Here is a 17,012-nt window from a genome sequence, read left to right as displayed (position 1 = left end):
CACCATGGAGTGTTTCGCGGGCCAAAGGCCCGCAGGACTCAGCCCTGGGCGCTGCGAGGAACGAGCAAGCCCTGGGTTCGCGCACGCACACCATCTCCCACCCAAGCTCGCGCTCTGAAGGAGCGCAGGAGATGCACCGCAGCCCCTTGCCCCCCTCTCACCCCGCATCCGGCCTCGATCCCAGCCTCGCGATGATGTCCCCCATCTTGTTGTTCCGGATCACCTCCAGCTTCACTTCATTGCCCGGCGGCTGCGTGCGGATGATCTGCAGCAGGTCCGCTGGCGACCGAAATGCCATGCCCTGAAACTTCGTCACCACATCCCCCTGCCTCAGCCCGGCTTCATCCGCTGGCGAATTCGGCGCGATGTCCGTGATTAGCGCCCCACGCCTCGATGTCCCCCACACTGGATCGATCTCCACAGGCTCGCTGCTCACCTCCAGTCCCAGGTACCCCTTACCCGTCGCCGTCGTCACCCCCTTGTCCTGCTTGGCGCTTTCCTTGATCTTCTTCTGAATCTCCTCCACGACCATCTTCGCCTCGTTCGAGGGGATCGCCAGCCCCACCCCCTGCCAGCTCGTGATGTTCGCATCGCCACGATAGATCGCCACGTTGATCCCGATGATCTCGCCCCGGATGTTCACCAGCGGTCCCCCGGAGTTCCCCGGATTGATCACCGTGTCCGTCTGCAGGTAGTCAAACTGGCTGTCGCTCAGATGCCGGTCCCGCGCGCTGATAATGCCCTTCGTCACCGTGCCGCTCAGTCCAAACGGATTGCCCACCGCCATGACGATCTCCCCCACCCGCACTTCATCCGAATTGGCAAAGGTCAGCGCCGGAAAGTCCGCCCGCGGGCTGTCAATTTTCAGCAGCGCAATGTCTCGCTCCTTGTTAAATCCCAGCACCAACGCCGGATATTTCTTGTTGTCATTCGTCGCTATCTCCATCTCCGAAAGCAGCGCTCCCTCGATCACATGATAGTTCGTGATCACATGCCCCTCCTTGCTGATGATACCCCCTGAGCCCAGGCTCGGCACGATCTGCGCACGCTGGCCAATGTTGCCAAACAGCGGATGCCAGCTCACCGGTCCCCGCCGCACCGTCTTCGCCGTCACACTCACCACCGCAGGCTGGACCGCCGCCGAGAGCTTCGCAAACTCATCATTCATCTGTGCCAGAAGCGGCAGTTCATTCGGGCCGATCTTCGGCTTGCTCGGCGTCGTCAGGGTCGTCGGCCCGGGCTTCTCGCTCTTCAGCAGGTTCATCACCCCATACCCATCCTTGCCCTGCCGCCACCACGAAAACAGCAGCGCCGAGAGCACAAACACAGAAAAGGCAAAAAGCAGACGACGGAGGTTCTCCATGCAGTACCAATGCGCCAGCGCTTCCCAACTTCAACGGTCAAAGTACTCCTGACCACTCTCTCCTCACGCCGCCTGCTTCGGACACAAGATCACCAGCTTCTGCCGTGAAATCGGTGCCGGTTCTGCCGGTTCCGTCAGCGCTCGGTTCACCGCATCCTTGATCTCCGAAGGCTCAAAGGGCTTCGTCACATAGTCACAAAAACCACGCCTCACCGCCGTCACAATGTCCCGCGTGTCACTGCATGCAGACACCATCACAAACCGTGTGTTTGGCGAGGCCTCACGCGCCTCTCGGATCATCTCCAGCCCGTCCAGATCGCCCAGCCGCCGGTCCATCAGCGCCACATCCGGCGTCATCTCGCGGATCGCCGCCATTCCAGCACGCCCATTGTCCAAGGCCATCACATCATGCCCTTCCGCTTGGCAGAGAGAGGAAAGAAGCTTCAGGACCGGTTGATGATCCTCGATAATCACAATATTTGCCATATTAAATCGAATTTTAACACTTTGTCTCTTTTCGGCAAGAACCATGTAAGAAACTTGTCAGCCCACCCCCACTCCAAGAGGGAACCGCTGAAAAAAAACCACGTACCTCAACATGAAGAATCGCAAAGCCTTGATTCAAAAAGCATTCTCTGCGGTCTTCTAGACCTGTTCTCGAAAAGAATGTCCGATGGAACCGGCGAGCGCAGCGGCCCCAGTGGCAAGGCGGGAGCGCCGCCTGCTATATAAAAATAACAGGCAAGCGACCAACGCAGCCAATGGGGCCGCTCCGCCGCTCGGGCAATGTGACAGGCTTTTCGAGAACTGGTCTAATCTCTCGCGGTGTAAATCAGTGCCTACCCCAGCGGCTTCTCGTTTGCGTCATGACCGCATTCCGGCATTTTACCCACCCACCATGTCTTCCCCCCTCCTCCGCTACTGCCCCGATCTCTACAACTACCAGCGCCGTGAGACGCGCCCGGTCATGGTCGGCAAGGTGCAGATCGGTGGCGGTGCTCCCGTCGTCGTCCAGAGCATGCTCACCAGCGACACCCGCGACGCCGCTGCCTGCGTCAAGGAGGCCCTCGGCCTCGCCGAAGCTGGCTGCCAGATCGTCCGCGTCACCGCCCAGACCCGCGTCATCGCCGAAAACCTCCAGCACATCCGCGATGGCATCCGCGCCGCAGGCTGCGATGTTCCCCTCGTCGCCGACATCCACTTCAAACCCGACGCCGCCATGGAGGCCGTCAAGTGGGTCGAAAAAGTCCGCGTCAATCCCGGCAACTACGCCGACAAAAAGAAGTTCGCCGTCAAGGAATACACCGACGACGAATACGCCGCCGAGGTCGCCTACATGGAGGAGCAGTTCGTCCCCCTCGTGAAGGAGTGCATCCGCCTCGGCCGCGCCATGCGCATCGGCACCAATCACGGCTCCCTCAGCGACCGCATCATGAACCGCTACGGCGACACCCCCCTCGGCATGGTGGAAAGCGCCCTCGAGTTCGCCCGCATCGCCCGCTCCCAAGGCTACCACAATTTCCTCTTCTCGATGAAGGCCAGCAATCCCAAGGTCATGATCGAGGCCTACCGCCTGCTCGTCGCTCATCTCGATCAACAGGGCTCCGACTGGAATTACCCCATCCACCTCGGCGTCACCGAGGCAGGCGATGGCGAAGACGGCCGCATCAAAAGTGCCATCGGCATCGGCTCTCTCCTGGCAGACGGCATTGGCGATACCGTGCGCGTCTCCCTCACCGAAGACGCCATCTTCGAGATCCCCGTCGCCCAGCAGCTCGTCAAACCCTACAACGAAGGCCTCCCCGCCAAAAACGAGCGCATCCAAAACGCCCCTCCAGTCAGCTACGACCCCTTCGACTACCAGCGCCGCGCCTCACAGCTCGTTACCATCAACGGCATCAAAGCCGGTGGCGGCGAAACCGTCCCCGTCTTCACCACCCGTCAGAAGTGGGACGCCGTCGCCCACAAGATCGACAAGCTCGGCGACTACAAACCCGAGGTCGTCATCGAAGATAGTGGCGTCACCGAGCTCGACCCTCGTGACGACTCCGCCGTCGCCGAGATCAATGCCAGCGCAGAGCCCCGCCTCGTCGCTGTGAAAGACGGCCTCACCCTCCCAGTCATCGCCGCCTACCGCCTCCTCGCCGCCCGGCTCCAGCCGCGCCACCCCATCCTGCTCAAAGACACCTTCCAGCCCTCCGGCAGCGACGACTTCACCGAAAACCTCCTCGTCGCCGCCACCAACATCGGCTCCCTCCTCTGCGATGGCATCGGCGATGCCGTCATCGTCAATGGCGAGCCCGCCCCCGGCCAGTCACTCCGCATCAGCTACAACATCCTCCAGGCCGCCGGCGTCCGCATCTTCAAGACCGACTACGTCGCCTGCCCCAGCTGCGGCCGCACCCTCTTCAATCTGCAGACCACCACGCAGAAGATCCGCGCCGCCACCGGCCACCTCAAAGGCGTCCGCATCGCCGTCATGGGCTGCATCGTCAATGGCCCCGGCGAAATGGCCGATGCCGACTTCGGCTACGTCGGCGGCGCCCCCGACAAGATCAACCTCTACGTCGGCAAGACCGCCGTGAAGTTCAACATCCCCGAAGAAGAAGCCGTCGAACGCCTCATCGACCTCATCAAAGAACACAACCGCTGGTTCGACGCCCCCGTCCCCGCCTGAGGCAAAGCTGCCTCACTCCAGCCCACTTAAACTGCAAGCCGCGCCCCAACGCCACGTCGTAGGATGGGTGTGGCGACAGCCCGCCCGTCCACCAGCGCTCGGCAAGTAGCATGACATGCGAACGACCTTTTCATTTACACGCTCCGTTCCAGCGGCACCAGTCAGTCAACCTACACTGCCACTCCGGCAAAAAGCTCGGCTACCTTCACGCTCACACCGCTGAGCACGCCACACTCCAGCACTTCACCCTCAGTCACACGTTGCTGGCTTTGATAGCGCCCTTCGACCGGATCTCGATACACTTCAAGACACCGTTCCGCCGCGTTCACGATCCAATACTCCGCCACCTCGGCCTCGGCATACACCGACGCCATCTCGCGATCCACCTGCAAGCTGCTTACTGATACCTCCACCACCAGTCGCGCGGTCACAGGGTGGGCCTGATAGTCATCCCGACGACCTTCCACAATGGAGATGTCCGGCTCAGGCTCGGAATCCTTAAACGTCAGCGGAGCCTCCTGGCGCACCCAGAACAGGCCACCGACGGCATTCCTTAAAAGCTCGACCAGCGCATCTGCCAGCCGGGTGTGAAGAAAGGATTTGCTCATTTTTTCAATGATGACCCCACGGATCAGTTCCGCCCGTTCAGGAGCCAGCCCTTTGTCGATCATCTGATGCCATGCCGCGACAGACAGCGGCAGTGCACGCTGTTGAAAAGCTGGCTGCGACAAGATAGGCACCATGCGGGAAACATTAATTTCAGAATCAAAACTGGCAAGCAGTCTTGCAGCACCTGCTGCACACGCCCCATGATGGCTCGGTCTTCCTGCACTCTACCTCGCCCCCATCTCCCTCCACCTTCTCACCGCCTCCGCGTTCGACCAAAACGCAAACTCCTCCAGCGGCACCTCATCCAGCTTGCAGATCAGGCACTCTGACACCTCCGCCGCATCCGGCATCACCGTGCTAAAGTCCGGCACGCGCGCCATGTAGAAGAGGTCCAGCGTCGGCCACGTAAATCCCTGAAACGGATACCGGTTGTTCAGCGCCAGATAATACGTGAACGCGCTCGCAGGCAGATCAATCCCCACCTCCTCACGAGTCTCACGCGCCGCCGCCATCTCACCCGTTTCCTCCGGCTCGATCACTCCACCCGGCAGCCCCAGCTTCCCATAGCCCGGCTCATGCGCACGCCGGATGATCAGCACCCTCTCCTCCGCATCCAGGATCAGCGCCACTGCCGCCGGGATCGGTGTGATGAAATGCCGGAACCCGCACGCCACGCACACAAATTCCCGGTCACTCTTCGTGATCCACTCGTTCCGTCCGCAGTCGCTGCAGTATTTGAAAGGAGACTCAGCCATGCCTCTTCCCCTGCCGTCGGAACGCCAGCCACGCCAGCAGAAACACCAGCACACACGCCGCTTTCAGCACAAACAGCCACCACGGCTCCCACCACGCCCCCGTCTGCACCTCGATCAGGTCCGACACCCCAAAGCACCCAAACGCCGCCGGCACCAGCCACCGCCATGGCCTCCCCATCCGCAGCCTCACCGCCAGCACCAGCGCGATCACAAACCACAGCCCCGCCTCCGCATAGTTAAACACCGCATGCACCGACAGAGGCTCCGCTTCATTCATCCGCCCATCATCGTCACCCTCAGCGCCACACGCAAGACATCGCAAAGCGATATTTCTTGCGCAACACCCCTTGGCTGCCGCCGTTTCCTTTGCCACATTACCTCACAACCACCCCAGGCATGAGCACCAAACTCTCACCGCCCTGGCTGCGCCTTCCGGGCGGAGCGCGCCATGACATCACCGGCACCTGCACCCTTGGCCGCGTGCCGGACAACCCCCTCCCCATCGCAGACACCGAAGTCTCACGCCGTCACGCCATCATCCAGCCTCAGGGAGACCTCGAATGCTGGCTCGTCGATCTCGGCAGCGCCAATGGCACCTTCCTCAATGGCCGCCGCATCTCCCAACCCATGCCCCTTCATCATGGCGACCTCATCCGTCTCGGCACCCACGAGCTCGCCTTCAGTCCCCGCCCTCCAGGCACCCCCGCTCCGCCCCCCGCCAGCTCCTCTGCATCACAGGCCCTCCCATCCAATCTCTCCCAGTGCTGGCTCATGGTTGCCGAGGTCATCGGCTACTCCCAGCTCGCCCAATCTCTGCCCGCCCCAGAGCTCTCACACCAGATCGGTACCTGGCTCAAAAACTCCCGCCAGATCATCGAAGAATGCGGCGGCCACACCTCCCGCTACCTCCCCGAGGGCTTCTTCTGCCATTGGGAAAACTCAGACGACAGCACCATCCAGCTCCGCCAGGCCGTCTCCTTGATGTACGAGGCCCAGCGCGCAGCCTCCCCGCCCTTCCGTTTCGTCCTCCACTTCGGCCCAGTCGAGATCGGCACTGTCCCGCTACTCGATGAGCCCCGCCTCCATGGCGCCGAGATCGACTTCGTTCTCGCCATGTCAAAAATCGCCGCCGCCCAGCAGCAGAGCATCCTCTTCTCCGAAGCCGCCGTCACACACCTCTCCGCAGCTTCCGAAGTCCGCCTCGTCTGCGAATCCCCCGTCCCAGGCTTCACCAGGCCCGCCAAATTCTACACTCCTGGCGACTGACCGCTGCCACGGTCGGCACCACTCCTGGCTGGGAGCGCCAGAGCTCCACCAGCTCCGGCGCTCATGTGCCATACGCCCCTCAGCATCATCTGGAAAGGGGCGCTCCCGCTGGGCCAGCAGCCTCATCATGCCCCCTCACATTGAACACGACCACCATTTGAGGTGACAAAAACCCCCGCCCCGAATCGATCTTCTTCTGGTTGATTCTCAATCCCTTATCCCCTCAGTGACAGACAACCCTCCCACCTCCCGCACAGGGCTCACCCGCTGGACCAATCTCTTCAGCCTCCTGGTCATCGGCATTGGCATCTCCGCCATCGCCGGATGGATCTTCGATGTCTCCTTCCTCAAGCGCATCGTCCCCGGCAGCATCGCCATGAAGTTCAATGCGGCCCTCATGTTCCTCCTCGCCGGCCTCTCACTGCGCGGAGCTTCCTCCTGCCGCAGCCACAGATGCAGGCGCGTGGCGCAGTTCTGCACCGGACTCGTCATTCTCACTGCCTCACTCACCCTCGTCGAGCACCTCTTCCGGCAGGATCTCGGCATCGACAATCTCCTCATCGCAGAAACCGCACCCGCCACCAGGAAGTACATCCCCGGCCGCATGTCCTCACAGACGGCCGTCTGCTTTCTCTTCTTCGGCCTCTCACTCCTGCTTTCTTCAGGTGGCTGGGTGGGCTGGCGCCGCACCCTCTCCCGCGCCCTCCGCATCTGCCTCACCTTCATCACGCTCGCCAATCTCGCAGGTCATCTCTTCGGCTTCGTCTTCAGGGTCGGCATTAGCCAGATCACCGGCATGGCCGTTCACACCGCCCTCGCCTTCCTCCTCCTCAGCGCAGGCCTCTGGTGTGCCATGCAGGAGTCAGCGCCAAAAAAGACCCTCCTCTTCAGCGACACCACCGGCGGCATCATGGCCCGCCGACTCTTGCCAGCCGCCATCCTCCTCCCCCTGCTCATCGGTTGGCTCGTCATCAGCGACCTCCGCCCTGGCCTCTACGACTCGCCTCACGGCGTCGCCTTCTTCGTCGTCTGCGCCATGTTCTTCTTCACCGCCCTCATCCTCGCCACCGCCCGTCAGCTTCACCATCTTGACGTCGCCAGACGCGAGGCCGTCGATGCCCGCGACCACACCATCGCCGAACTCCAGCAAGCCCTCGATGAAGTCCGCACCCTCCAGGGCCTTCTCCCCATGTGCGCCTGGTGCAAAAAAATCCGCGATGACCAGGGCTACTGGGACGACGTCGCCTCCTACATCGCCAGACACACAGAGGCCAGCGTCTCCCACGGCATCTGCCCCGACTGCGCCAGCACCCACTTCCCCACCTCCAAACCCGCCTGAGCCAGCTCGCCTGCTGGCGCGCGCTTGATACCACGAACAGTTGAAACCGGGTCTGAAGAGAGAGTCGGTGAGTCCATGGGTAAGCAGGGCTCGCCAAGGCCCGGCGCCGTGGGCCAAAGGCCCGCAGGAGTCAGCTCTGGGCGCTAGCCCTGGGGATTGGATCACAGCGGCATTCTCGCTCAAGGCCGCGCTCTGAAGGAGCGCAGGAGAGGCTGCGAGATCATCGTCCCCCTGCAGGCCGCCCTGAAGATATCTGCGCGCCTGTTCAGACCTGTTTTCAATGGATGGCAGTATGACTCAGCACCAAGAGACGCACCATCTGCGGCTCTAGCAATTGGTACTTCCCCTGCCTCCACCTGCTTCAGGCTTCGCCACTCGCCATTATTTCGTCATTCGGATTTCGGACTTCGTCATTCCCCATCCCCCTCAGTCCACCGCACTCGCCACCCCATCCGCTTCCTTCGGCTCAGACGGCAGCATAAACGCCACCGCCGCCGACGGAATGAAAAGGAACCCCGCATACAGCAGCGCCGTCCTGAAATCCCCCACCTTCACAAAGATCCCAAAAAACACCGTCCCGCCCGCAGCCACGATGCGGCCGATGTTGTAGCAGAAGCCCGAACCCGTCGTCCGCAGCAGCACCGGAAACACCGGCGGCAGGCACATCGTGAAAAGCCCAAACACACCCTGGCATGCCCCGATGATCGCAAACTGCCACTTCGTCGCCTCCCAGCTCCACACCTGTGAAAACGACACATACATGATCGCAAAATACGCCAGCATCATCCCCACGATCGTGTTCCGGTAGCCAAACACCTTCGCCAGCCCGCCATTGATGAAATTCCCGATCAACGAGCCAAACATGATCCACATCAGCGCCGTCACCACAGCCGCATCCTTCCCCGCCTTGTCCAGCGGCACGATCTCCTCCAGGCTCAGCACATGCTTCTGCTGCCAGAAGAGAAACGTCCAGTGCGCCGTCAGCGACACCGAGCAGATCAGCATCACCCGCCACGTCACCCCCCGCACCGCCGGGCTGAAAAGATCACCGATCTTCGGCACCGGCTGCCCTTCACGTGCCTGCACCCACTCCTCCGTCTCCGGCACCGCCTTGCGGATCCACAGCGTGATCAGCGCCGGCAGGATCCCGATCAGGAAAATGTAGCGCGGCTCCTTGCCCGCCAGCAGATACCCCGCCAGGCACGCCAGCAGCACCCCGCAGTTCACCGCGCTCTGCAGAGTCGCCGCGATCCACGGCCGCCACTTCTTCGGCCACGTCTCAGACAGCAGAGACGCCCCCACCGCCCACTCCCCGCCGATCCCCAGCGCCGCCAGGAAACGGAAAATCATGAGGTGCCACCAGGTCTGCGCAAAGAACGACAATCCCGTAAAGCACGCATACGTCAGAATCGTCAGCGTCAGCGCCTTGCTCCGCCCCAGCACATCCCCCACGCGCCCGAAAAACGCCCCGCCCACCGCCCAGCCCACAAGGAACGCCGCCTGGATGATCGACCCATGCATGCCCACGCTCGGGTCCGACTCCGGCACCGCCAGCAGCGACGCCACAAACGCCGTCGCCACCAGCGTGTACAGGTGCATGTCCAGCCCGTCAAACATCCACCCCAGCCATGCGGCCAGTCCGGAACGGCGTTGCTCAGGCGAAAGATCCCTCAGTCGGGTGATTTCAGTGGAGGCTGGTTGGCTCATGCGGCCGCGAGTCTTTAGCAGACCGCCCCCAATGGCAAGCTCTTTACCCAATGGCAGGAGCAGTTCTGGACAACCTCCTGCGCCTTACCTCGACAACGACGATGCCCCAGCTGAAGAGCAGCCCCAAAAATATCGGAACACTGCTGTCAAGAATTGACGGCAAAGCCGAAGCTGGAGCGTTATTCCCAGGTTTGGATGGATCATACCTGACAGACACAAATCCTTTTTCGACAGCCTTACCCCATTCAGCTTCGGGCAGCGAAGACCACATGTTATCATTAAAAGCACCTTGCCTGCCGATTGTGTCTCTTCTGAGAGCAGGTTGAAACACGTATTTCAGTTCATGAGAGACACCAAACCTTTTAAACATGGTTCTGTTGTCGATGACACGTGCATCCACCTCGCTTTGACTCCGATGAAGAGCAATCGTGTCCAGCAAGTCGGGAATTCCCATCCCCAAAAAGACCGCCGGAAGCAACGCAGTGAGCATGGTTCTTCTTCTGGATGGCAGATCATTTGTTTGCATTTTTGCCAATGATTGCGCCCTTCGTGGACATGTGTGGATGCCAGTGCTCGGCGGGAATCGCTATACCTCACACTTCCATCCTGCAACACATCTCGGCATGATGTTTTCAAAATGCTGATCCTGCCAGCCTCCGCAAAATGAAAACAAGTGATGCCCCTGGGCTTCGAGAAATGACACCATCCACGGATGGCGGAGCCATCCCAGCCTGTAGCGAGGGGTTGAGCGAAGCGACACCCCTCGTTAACACACACCTCGCACTTCTTCGGTACTCGCATCGCGTAGCGATGCCAGCACTGCCACCCAACGCCCACACACCATCTCCCTCTCCCCCCCCCGAAACAAACCTGCAATTTCCCCCCTGCCAAACCGTTCGCATGCCCTCATGCCCTCACATCTTCTCCCCCGTCTTCTGCCTCTGCTCGGTCTTGGCATGCTCACCTCTCCAGCCCTCCCCCAAGAAGCCCCGTTAAAACGCCCTCCCTCACCGCTGCTGAAAAAAGGCGAAAAGCAGCTCTTCGTGGACAGCCTCATGATCCGCAGCAAGCAAGGCATCACCCGCGTCATCCACCCGGCCAGGAAACGAGAGCACCCCGTCCTCACTGCAGACATGCCCTGGGAGGTGCGGACCAAAGACGGCATTCTCGACAAGCGGGTCAACATCTACGGCACCGTCTTGCGCGATGAAAAAACCGGCTCTTTCCGCATGTGGTATGCAGACCCCGGCAGCGTCCTCTACGCCACTTCCGCCGATGGCATCCACTGGGAAAAGCCAGCCCTGAAGGTCGCTGGCGACACCAATGAAACAGACCTGCGCCTCCACAGCCCCAGCATCATCGAGGACAAATTCGAAACAGATCCCAGGAAACGATACAAAGCCGTGGGCAATGCAGGCCGCGGCGTGGACGACGCCAAGCTGCAGCGGCTCAAAGACAAGTTTGAGCTCGTGGACTGGTATCGTGACAAAGATCATCGGCTCTACTACTCCGCCTACTCGGCCGACGGCTGGCATTGGACCGTCGAGCCCGAGCCCATCCTCCTCGGCTGCGACACCATCACCCTCTCCCAGGATCCGCAGACCGGCGAATACCTCGCCTTTCACAAGCGCCAGGGAGACCCCCGCGTCATCGGCATCCGCCACGTGTTCCTTTCCGTCAGCAAAGACATGCAGCACTGGTCAGAGCCGCACCCCGTCGTCGTCGCCGACGAGGTTGACAACAAAGCCGCCCGAAAGCTCAAAGGCGGCACCTACTCGGAATACTACAATCTCTCCGCCTTTCCTTATGCAGGTCAGTGGCTCGGTTTTGTGACCCATTTCCGGCGGATCGAGCCACCCTCAGCCTTGTTTGGCAATGACGAAGTCGATGGCCGCAAGCGCTCCGCCACCGGCATCATTGATGTCAAACTCGTCACCAGCCGCGATGGTCGCCACTGGGACCGCTGCTCAGACCGCACTCCCGTGATTCCGCTGGGCCCGCACGCCTACGATGCCGGCAGCATCTTCGGCCTCTGCAATGCCCCCGTTTTCGTCGGCGACGAAATGTGGATGTACTACACCGCATCCACCACCCCGCACGGCGGCCTGGCCCCCGAAAAGCAGCAGTCCATCGCCCTCGCCATCTGGCGCACCGATGGCCTCGCCTCGCTGCGGGCAGGAGAAAAAACCGGCACCATCGAAACACACGACTTCACACCCCAGGGCACACAGCTTTTCGTCAATGCAGACCTCACCAAAGGACAGCTCAGCGTCGAAGTGCTTGACGCCACAGGCCACACAATCAAAGGCTACGAAAAAGCAGCCTGCGTGCTCAAAGCTCAGGACGGCGTCAAGCTCCCCGTTCAGTGGGGAAACACCACCACACTTCCATCAGGCATCCCCATCCGTCTGCAGTTCCACCTCCAAAGCGGAGACTTGTTCAGCTATGCAGTTGAGTAATCCCACGAGGCGCTGAAAACAGCTCTGATACCACAACCCATTGAAAACAGGTCTGTTCTCTTTTCGTCACTCAGCCCCTCTTTACGCCAACCCCAAAGGGGTTGCGTAATTGAGCCCAGGGTCAGCCGAGCCTCAGCGAGGCGACCCTGGGTCTGCAAGCCACCGGCTGGGAAGCAAACCCAAGACTTTCTACATCACACCGCGTTCACCAGCAGCGTCTGCCTTGCGCTCCGCCGCACATCGGCCCCCGCTTTCAGAACGCGCTTCAATACGACTCCGCCCCCCAAGTCTTCCGCAGCAAACTCTCCCTCTGAGACAGACCCGTTTTCAACAGATGGTGGTATGAGGTCACAAGCACCGGCAGACGGAGGGGGGATCATCTTGATCCCCCCACCTGCCGCGTATTCACGGATAATGTGGGGACGCTCAACGTTGCAGGAGCGTATGGAATCAGGACGCCCCCACTCCGCTCGATCGCTGGCAGGCCGCATGCCATTCTCGCCCGGCATCTTTTTCTTTTGTCCATACTCACGAACGCCGCTTGAGCAAAAACCACAGCAGGCCAGTTGCCGCCACGGTCAACACCACGATGATACTCCACGGCGTTAAAAGGGAGGTTTTGTGGGCTGGTTGACGTTTCACCACAGTCTCGGCCACGCTTTCGATGATGGCTTGCCGCGTCTTCTCATCAGCGTAACGAAGATGAGCTAAGGATGGATCATCCGAAGCTTGAGCTTTCTTCACCAGGTCCGAATTCGGTATGTCCATTGAGACATGCTCATAGCCTTTGGGCGGCGTGATGCGTGTTTCACGGTAAGTTGGCCCGATCTCTGTCGGCTTCCAATTGATACCCAGCACGGCATAGCATCTCACCTCACGGTACCCTTTGCTTGCATCATTAATGAAGCTCAAAATTGGCTGCAGCCCAAACCTGATGGAGAGCCATTCATTCGACCAATCTTGAGTCCATGGATCGAGTCGTTTAGGGGTGTCAAGTGTTGTTCGGGTCAGGGCCTCATCCAGTCCTGTCAATCTGAGCCCGATGGATTGAGCAAGCCGCCGCAGCACCTCCCCTGTCTGCTGGGGGGATGCCACCTTCGTCTGAAGATCAATCCCTCTGACTGTTTCAGTTCGAGTGATGCGGAAACTAATGTATTCGACATCCAGCGGAATTTCTCCGCTCGACGAAGGAAGCGAGAGCATGAGATCTGCTTTTCCCACGCTACAGATACTTTCTGCTAACCGATAGGGCCTGAAACCAGCATCAAAAATGTCTTTGAGAGTGAGCGTCTCAAGGCAGCGCAACTGGCCATGCTGTTTGGGTGGAACCACAGATGCGGAGCCGAACACAAATGGACTGAGCGCCGCACAGGTTAGAATGGTGAGAATGACCTTCATTGTTCAACGCGCAAAAAAGCGCGCAAACGGGATCAGGCCACCAGAATACGAAGGAGAAAGCCGCTTATGATGCTAAGTAAGTGTCATTCCACCCTGCCCCGTTTCCCCTGATGGGGTCGTGGCAGCCGCTCGGCGTATTCGTAGGCGTCGCATAAACGGGGTCAGGGTGCAAATAATTGACAATTTCATTCCGGCTTCCCCTTCGTCGTCACTCGGTGCCACATTACCGAAAAGATGTCAGTCATTCGGCAAACACCCAAAGCAAAAGCGCTTCAACATCAGCTGCCAGTCTTACCAGCAATCACCATCCCTCTCCCCATCTGATTGTCTCATTATCTGATTGTCTCCCACCCCACCCATCTCCCTCCAAAACTGCGGTCAAACCACTGCAAACAATCGCAAATAGGCTGGCATGTCCCGCGCTAGCGGTTGCCGTATGAGTTCATTTTGGCATCAATGACTTCGGAGTAGGCTCGAATTGGATCAATGCCCTTCTGTCCTAGATACGACTCAAAATCTTCTGGGGGGAGAGCTCCAATTGCCTCAATTGAAGTCCAGGTCGCATCGCATTCATGGCAAACAAAAAGGGTTGTTTTGATCCCATCGACTCGAATGGCATGGAGATCGTGGCCCTGGCGGCAACGCGGGCATTGCATAGGAAACATGTTCATGGCTGCGAATAGGCGGTGATGTTTTCATCCGTGTTCTGCCGCTGTGGATGGACGTAAAATGGGGTCAGGGTGGAATGGCACTTACTTAGCATCTTAAGCGGCGGATTTTCTGTGTTTTGGCGGGGCTGGAAAGAGACGCATCACGTAGCGCGGCTGAGTCATGAGTTGGTAGCTGTCACGCCGTCGTTTGACCACTCGCGGCTCGTTGCGTTTGAGCCGTGTGGGCACCACATCTCCGGCGATGAGTTGCAGGAACTGCTCGTAGCGTCCGGTTGACTGCCTGGCACTGGTACAGCCCCACAGCGTGCCGTGCCATTGGTTGACTCGATCCAGCGTGCCCTTGAAGGAAAGGCGTCCGGCTTCTCCAGGTGAACGACGTTTGTCTGCCTGCACCATGAGCATAAAATGGGGTCAGGGTGCAAATACTTGACAAATCTCATGAGCTTCAGCTCGCGGTGAACTCCGGCTGACTCAAAAAGTCCTGGAGGGTTTCGGGAGCTTGTTGAAGGGCCTTTTGGCGGTCCAGCCGCCGGAGCTGCTGGCTCACATTCGCCGCTGACTTCATCGCCAGCGCCTCCGCCAGCCATTCCTGCGACACCGTCGTGCGCCGCCACAGCAGATCTGCCAGCAGCAGTTTCCTCACATCCGATCCCTTCAGCCGCCCCATCTCAGCTCTTTTCAGGCCTGCTGCCTTCAGCCCCTGCTTCAGCCACGCCTCCGCCTGCTGCACCCCATGTGCCGCCACATGCGGATCCGCCTGATAGTTGCGCGATCTCGGCGCGCTTTTCTTCAGCAGCGCCCCGACCAGCCTTCTCATCCTCTCCCCAAAGGCCTGGCTGCCCCAGTACCACCCGCGCCGCAGGTGGCTGGCCCGTGCATCCACCTCCGCAGCCAGCGGAGGCACGCCACAGCTTTGCATCTCCTCGCTCGTCGCCCGCCGGTCCAGCCGCTCAATCATCCTCCGCCGTCCGTTTGCGGTGTCTGGCAGGTCAAAGGCTTCCAAACCGCGCCCAGCCGCCAGCCAATTCGCACGCCGGGCAGGCGGCAGCGCATAGCCTCCAGCGATGCTGCTCCACGGATAGTCCAGCACGCTCTGCTTCTCCTTGGGCTGGATGAGCCGTGCCCGCACGGGGTTGAGGTGGATGTAGTCCATCAGCGTCTGGTAATGGTAGCAGTCTTCGCCTTCCACCACGACGGCCTTGTAGCGGTCGCCAAAGAGCCGCCCCCACTTCCGGTGCCGGACGTTGTAGCGGCGTGTCAGGGTGTTTTGCAGCCAGGACATGCCCGCCACGAGATTGGGCTCCGGCGTCTGGAGAAAGAGGTGGTAATGATTGCTCATGAGCACCCAGGCATGCACGCGCCATCCGGTCATCTCGCAGGCCTGCCCCAGCGTGTGCAATAAGAAGCGCCGGTCATCGTCATCATGAAAGATCACCTCCCGCCGGTTCCCCCGCGCCATCACATGATAATACGCGCCGGCAGACTGAATGCGGATGCTGCGTGCCATGCACGACTCGTATGGCAACATTTCATTTTGTCAATTATTTGCACCCTGACCCCGTTTCTTGAGCTATATCAGTTCAATATATCCAAGTGTAACGAACAAAGATGGGTATTGATTTACACCAATTCTTTTCGATTCCCAAATCTTAACGGCATGATTCGTACGACAAAGCGTATACACTTATTCCAAGCGCGGCAAGCGCCTCATCAACGAGGCTTTTCATCCTGATCACTCCTGGAAAAAGATTGCATACGGCAGCTCATGAAACACTGCACCGCCTCCTTAATGACGTTCACTCATCAATGGACGGTCGCAATGATGTAGAGTATAATTTTTTACGCTGTCTCTGGCATACTCTTGGGCCTGACAATGGCGATATATTCGACCGAAAGCGCATCTCCAAATACGGAACGCCTCAAGTAGTGCCGCAACTTCAACAGTCTCCGTTTATATTGCCGCCATGAAAAGATACATTCTCCGAATAACTGTTTGGGCCTGCGTGCTTTCTGGTTTTGCGAATGCCAAGCTATGGTCGCAAGATGTACCACCTCCCGTCCAAGTTCCTTACGCAGAGGTGACTGATATAGGCTTGCGTCTTGCACTCACGAGGCTGCAGTCTAAGAACTCGCATGATTACCTATCAGTGGAGGCTATTGCTGATGCCAAAATGGTGCTCGAACAAGTAGCAAATGGGTCATTGCCTGTCAGTGCTCACTTGGAGGAATCCATTGAGGATATTATCACTCGCTGCATCGTTTCAGGTCATGAAAATTTTATTCCTGTTCTCAAAAAAATCGCAAAGACCCCGAATCTGCGTCTTCGTCATGCCATTGGCGAAGCGTATGCCAACTCTGATCGACCTAGTGAAGAAGTTTTGAGAGAGTTGATCGCTGCTGCTGAAGCAGAGTTACCAAAAGACACATCCAACAAAGAAGATGCTCAAAAGCGGTTTAATGAGTTCACTCGCCAGATCACAGTGTACTGTAACTATGTTCCTCTTGAGAATCGCGAACCTGCTAAGCTGGCGGTGGAGCGTTTTTTAAACCGCTACAATGACTCGAGTGTGCGGAGCTTTTATGAGAAGCGACTCATGGAGAAAGTGAGCACAGAAGAAAAAATCCCTTTGTCTCAAATCGATCCATTGAGGCGAGGAAACGGGGTCAGGAAACGGGGTCAGGCGACATGAATGCGAAGGGAAAACAGTGTTTCAAGCCTCCGCTCTCCTAGGAGAGCGCGATTTGGTATGGTGTGCACACCATGATCA

General features: G+C 59.2%; 16 protein-coding genes. 5 read left to right on the top strand and 11 right to left on the bottom strand.

The features are described from left to right. Nucleotides 1-157: 157 nt before the first annotated feature. Together HNQ65_RS21090 and HNQ65_RS21085 are read right to left on the bottom strand one after the other, a co-directional pair. Entirely contained in the window at nt 158-1,363 is a 1,206-nt protein-coding gene (locus HNQ65_RS21090; protein WP_184342748.1) for a S1C family serine protease, read from the bottom strand. Between the two features lie 63 nt (nt 1,364-1,426). Continuing rightward, nucleotides 1,427-1,894: a response regulator gene (locus HNQ65_RS21085; protein ID WP_184342746.1), complete on the bottom strand. Its 468-nt coding sequence runs from the start codon at nt 1,892-1,894 to the stop codon at nt 1,427-1,429. Nucleotides 1,895-2,261: 367 nt separating this feature from the next. Between HNQ65_RS21085 and ispG the strand changes: the two genes are divergently transcribed. Beyond that, complete coding sequence (gene ispG, locus HNQ65_RS21080; protein ID WP_184342744.1) at nt 2,262-4,040, top strand: (E)-4-hydroxy-3-methylbut-2-enyl-diphosphate synthase; 1,779 nt, start codon at nt 2,262-2,264, stop codon at nt 4,038-4,040. A 170-nt stretch (nt 4,041-4,210) separates the two neighbouring features. Here ispG and HNQ65_RS21075 read toward each other — a convergent pair whose 3' ends face one another. The 3 genes from HNQ65_RS21075 to HNQ65_RS21065 form a co-directional block, all read right to left on the bottom strand. Then, the gene (locus HNQ65_RS21075) at nt 4,211-4,783 is read right to left on the bottom strand and encodes a Uma2 family endonuclease (RefSeq protein WP_184342742.1); all 573 of its coding nucleotides are present in this window, start codon (nt 4,781-4,783) and stop codon (nt 4,211-4,213) included. Between the two features lie 90 nt (nt 4,784-4,873). Continuing rightward, nucleotides 4,874-5,404 carry an NUDIX hydrolase gene (locus HNQ65_RS21070; RefSeq protein WP_184342740.1) on the bottom strand — a complete coding sequence of 177 codons (531 nt, stop codon included), beginning with the start codon at nt 5,402-5,404 and terminating at the stop codon, nt 4,874-4,876. Continuing rightward, entirely contained in the window at nt 5,397-5,681 is a 285-nt protein-coding gene (locus HNQ65_RS21065) for a hypothetical protein (RefSeq protein ID WP_184342737.1), read from the bottom strand. The genes HNQ65_RS21070 and HNQ65_RS21065 overlap by 8 nt, the downstream gene beginning before the upstream one ends. Before the next feature lie 119 nt (nt 5,682-5,800). On the opposite strand from HNQ65_RS21065, the gene HNQ65_RS21060 reads away from it, so the two are divergent. After that, nucleotides 5,801-6,670: an FHA domain-containing protein gene (locus HNQ65_RS21060; protein ID WP_184342735.1), complete on the top strand. Its 870-nt coding sequence runs from the start codon at nt 5,801-5,803 to the stop codon at nt 6,668-6,670. A 226-nt stretch (nt 6,671-6,896) separates the two neighbouring features. Next, nucleotides 6,897-8,009: a hypothetical protein gene (locus HNQ65_RS21055; protein WP_184342733.1), complete on the top strand. Its 1,113-nt coding sequence runs from the start codon at nt 6,897-6,899 to the stop codon at nt 8,007-8,009. A 426-nt stretch (nt 8,010-8,435) separates the two neighbouring features. Here HNQ65_RS21055 and HNQ65_RS21050 read toward each other — a convergent pair whose 3' ends face one another. Together HNQ65_RS21050 and HNQ65_RS21045 are read right to left on the bottom strand one after the other, a co-directional pair. Further along, the gene (locus tag HNQ65_RS21050; protein WP_184342731.1) at nt 8,436-9,716 is read right to left on the bottom strand and encodes an MFS transporter; all 1,281 of its coding nucleotides are present in this window, start codon (nt 9,714-9,716) and stop codon (nt 8,436-8,438) included. A gap of 43 nt (nt 9,717-9,759) precedes the next feature. Beyond that, nucleotides 9,760-10,242: a hypothetical protein gene (locus HNQ65_RS21045; protein ID WP_221306242.1), complete on the bottom strand. Its 483-nt coding sequence runs from the start codon at nt 10,240-10,242 to the stop codon at nt 9,760-9,762. 382 nt (nt 10,243-10,624) lie between these two features. Between HNQ65_RS21045 and HNQ65_RS21040 the strand changes: the two genes are divergently transcribed. Further along, nucleotides 10,625-12,175, top strand: a complete 1,551-nt coding sequence (locus tag HNQ65_RS21040; protein ID WP_184342727.1) for a glycoside hydrolase family protein — start codon at nt 10,625-10,627, stop codon at nt 12,173-12,175. A 528-nt stretch (nt 12,176-12,703) separates the two neighbouring features. On the opposite strand, the gene HNQ65_RS21035 is transcribed toward HNQ65_RS21040, so the two are convergent. The 4 genes from HNQ65_RS21035 to HNQ65_RS21020 form a co-directional block, all read right to left on the bottom strand. Then, entirely contained in the window at nt 12,704-13,573 is an 870-nt protein-coding gene (locus HNQ65_RS21035) for a hypothetical protein (RefSeq protein ID WP_184342725.1), read from the bottom strand. Nucleotides 13,574-13,995: 422 nt separating this feature from the next. Continuing rightward, nucleotides 13,996-14,244, bottom strand: coding sequence for a zf-TFIIB domain-containing protein (locus HNQ65_RS21030; protein ID WP_184342723.1), 249 nt, complete (start codon nt 14,242-14,244; stop codon nt 13,996-13,998). 93 nt (nt 14,245-14,337) lie between these two features. Further along, nucleotides 14,338-14,640 (bottom strand): hypothetical protein, encoded by a 303-nt coding sequence (locus HNQ65_RS21025; RefSeq protein ID WP_184342721.1) that lies wholly within the window; start codon nt 14,638-14,640, stop codon nt 14,338-14,340. Nucleotides 14,641-14,689: 49 nt separating this feature from the next. Then, nucleotides 14,690-15,751 carry a transposase gene (locus HNQ65_RS21020; RefSeq protein ID WP_221306241.1) on the bottom strand — a complete coding sequence of 354 codons (1,062 nt, stop codon included), beginning with the start codon at nt 15,749-15,751 and terminating at the stop codon, nt 14,690-14,692. Nucleotides 15,752-16,208: 457 nt separating this feature from the next. Between HNQ65_RS21020 and HNQ65_RS21015 the strand changes: the two genes are divergently transcribed. Beyond that, a complete protein-coding gene (locus HNQ65_RS21015) occupies nt 16,209-16,934 on the top strand; it encodes a hypothetical protein (protein WP_184342719.1) in 726 nt (241 codons plus the stop codon). Nucleotides 16,935-17,012 lie beyond the last annotated feature (78 nt).

The organism is Prosthecobacter vanneervenii, from assembly GCF_014203095.1.
Lineage (GTDB): Bacteria > Verrucomicrobiota > Verrucomicrobiia > Verrucomicrobiales > Verrucomicrobiaceae > Prosthecobacter > Prosthecobacter vanneervenii.
This window is presented reverse-complemented; position numbering and strand designations above follow the sequence as displayed.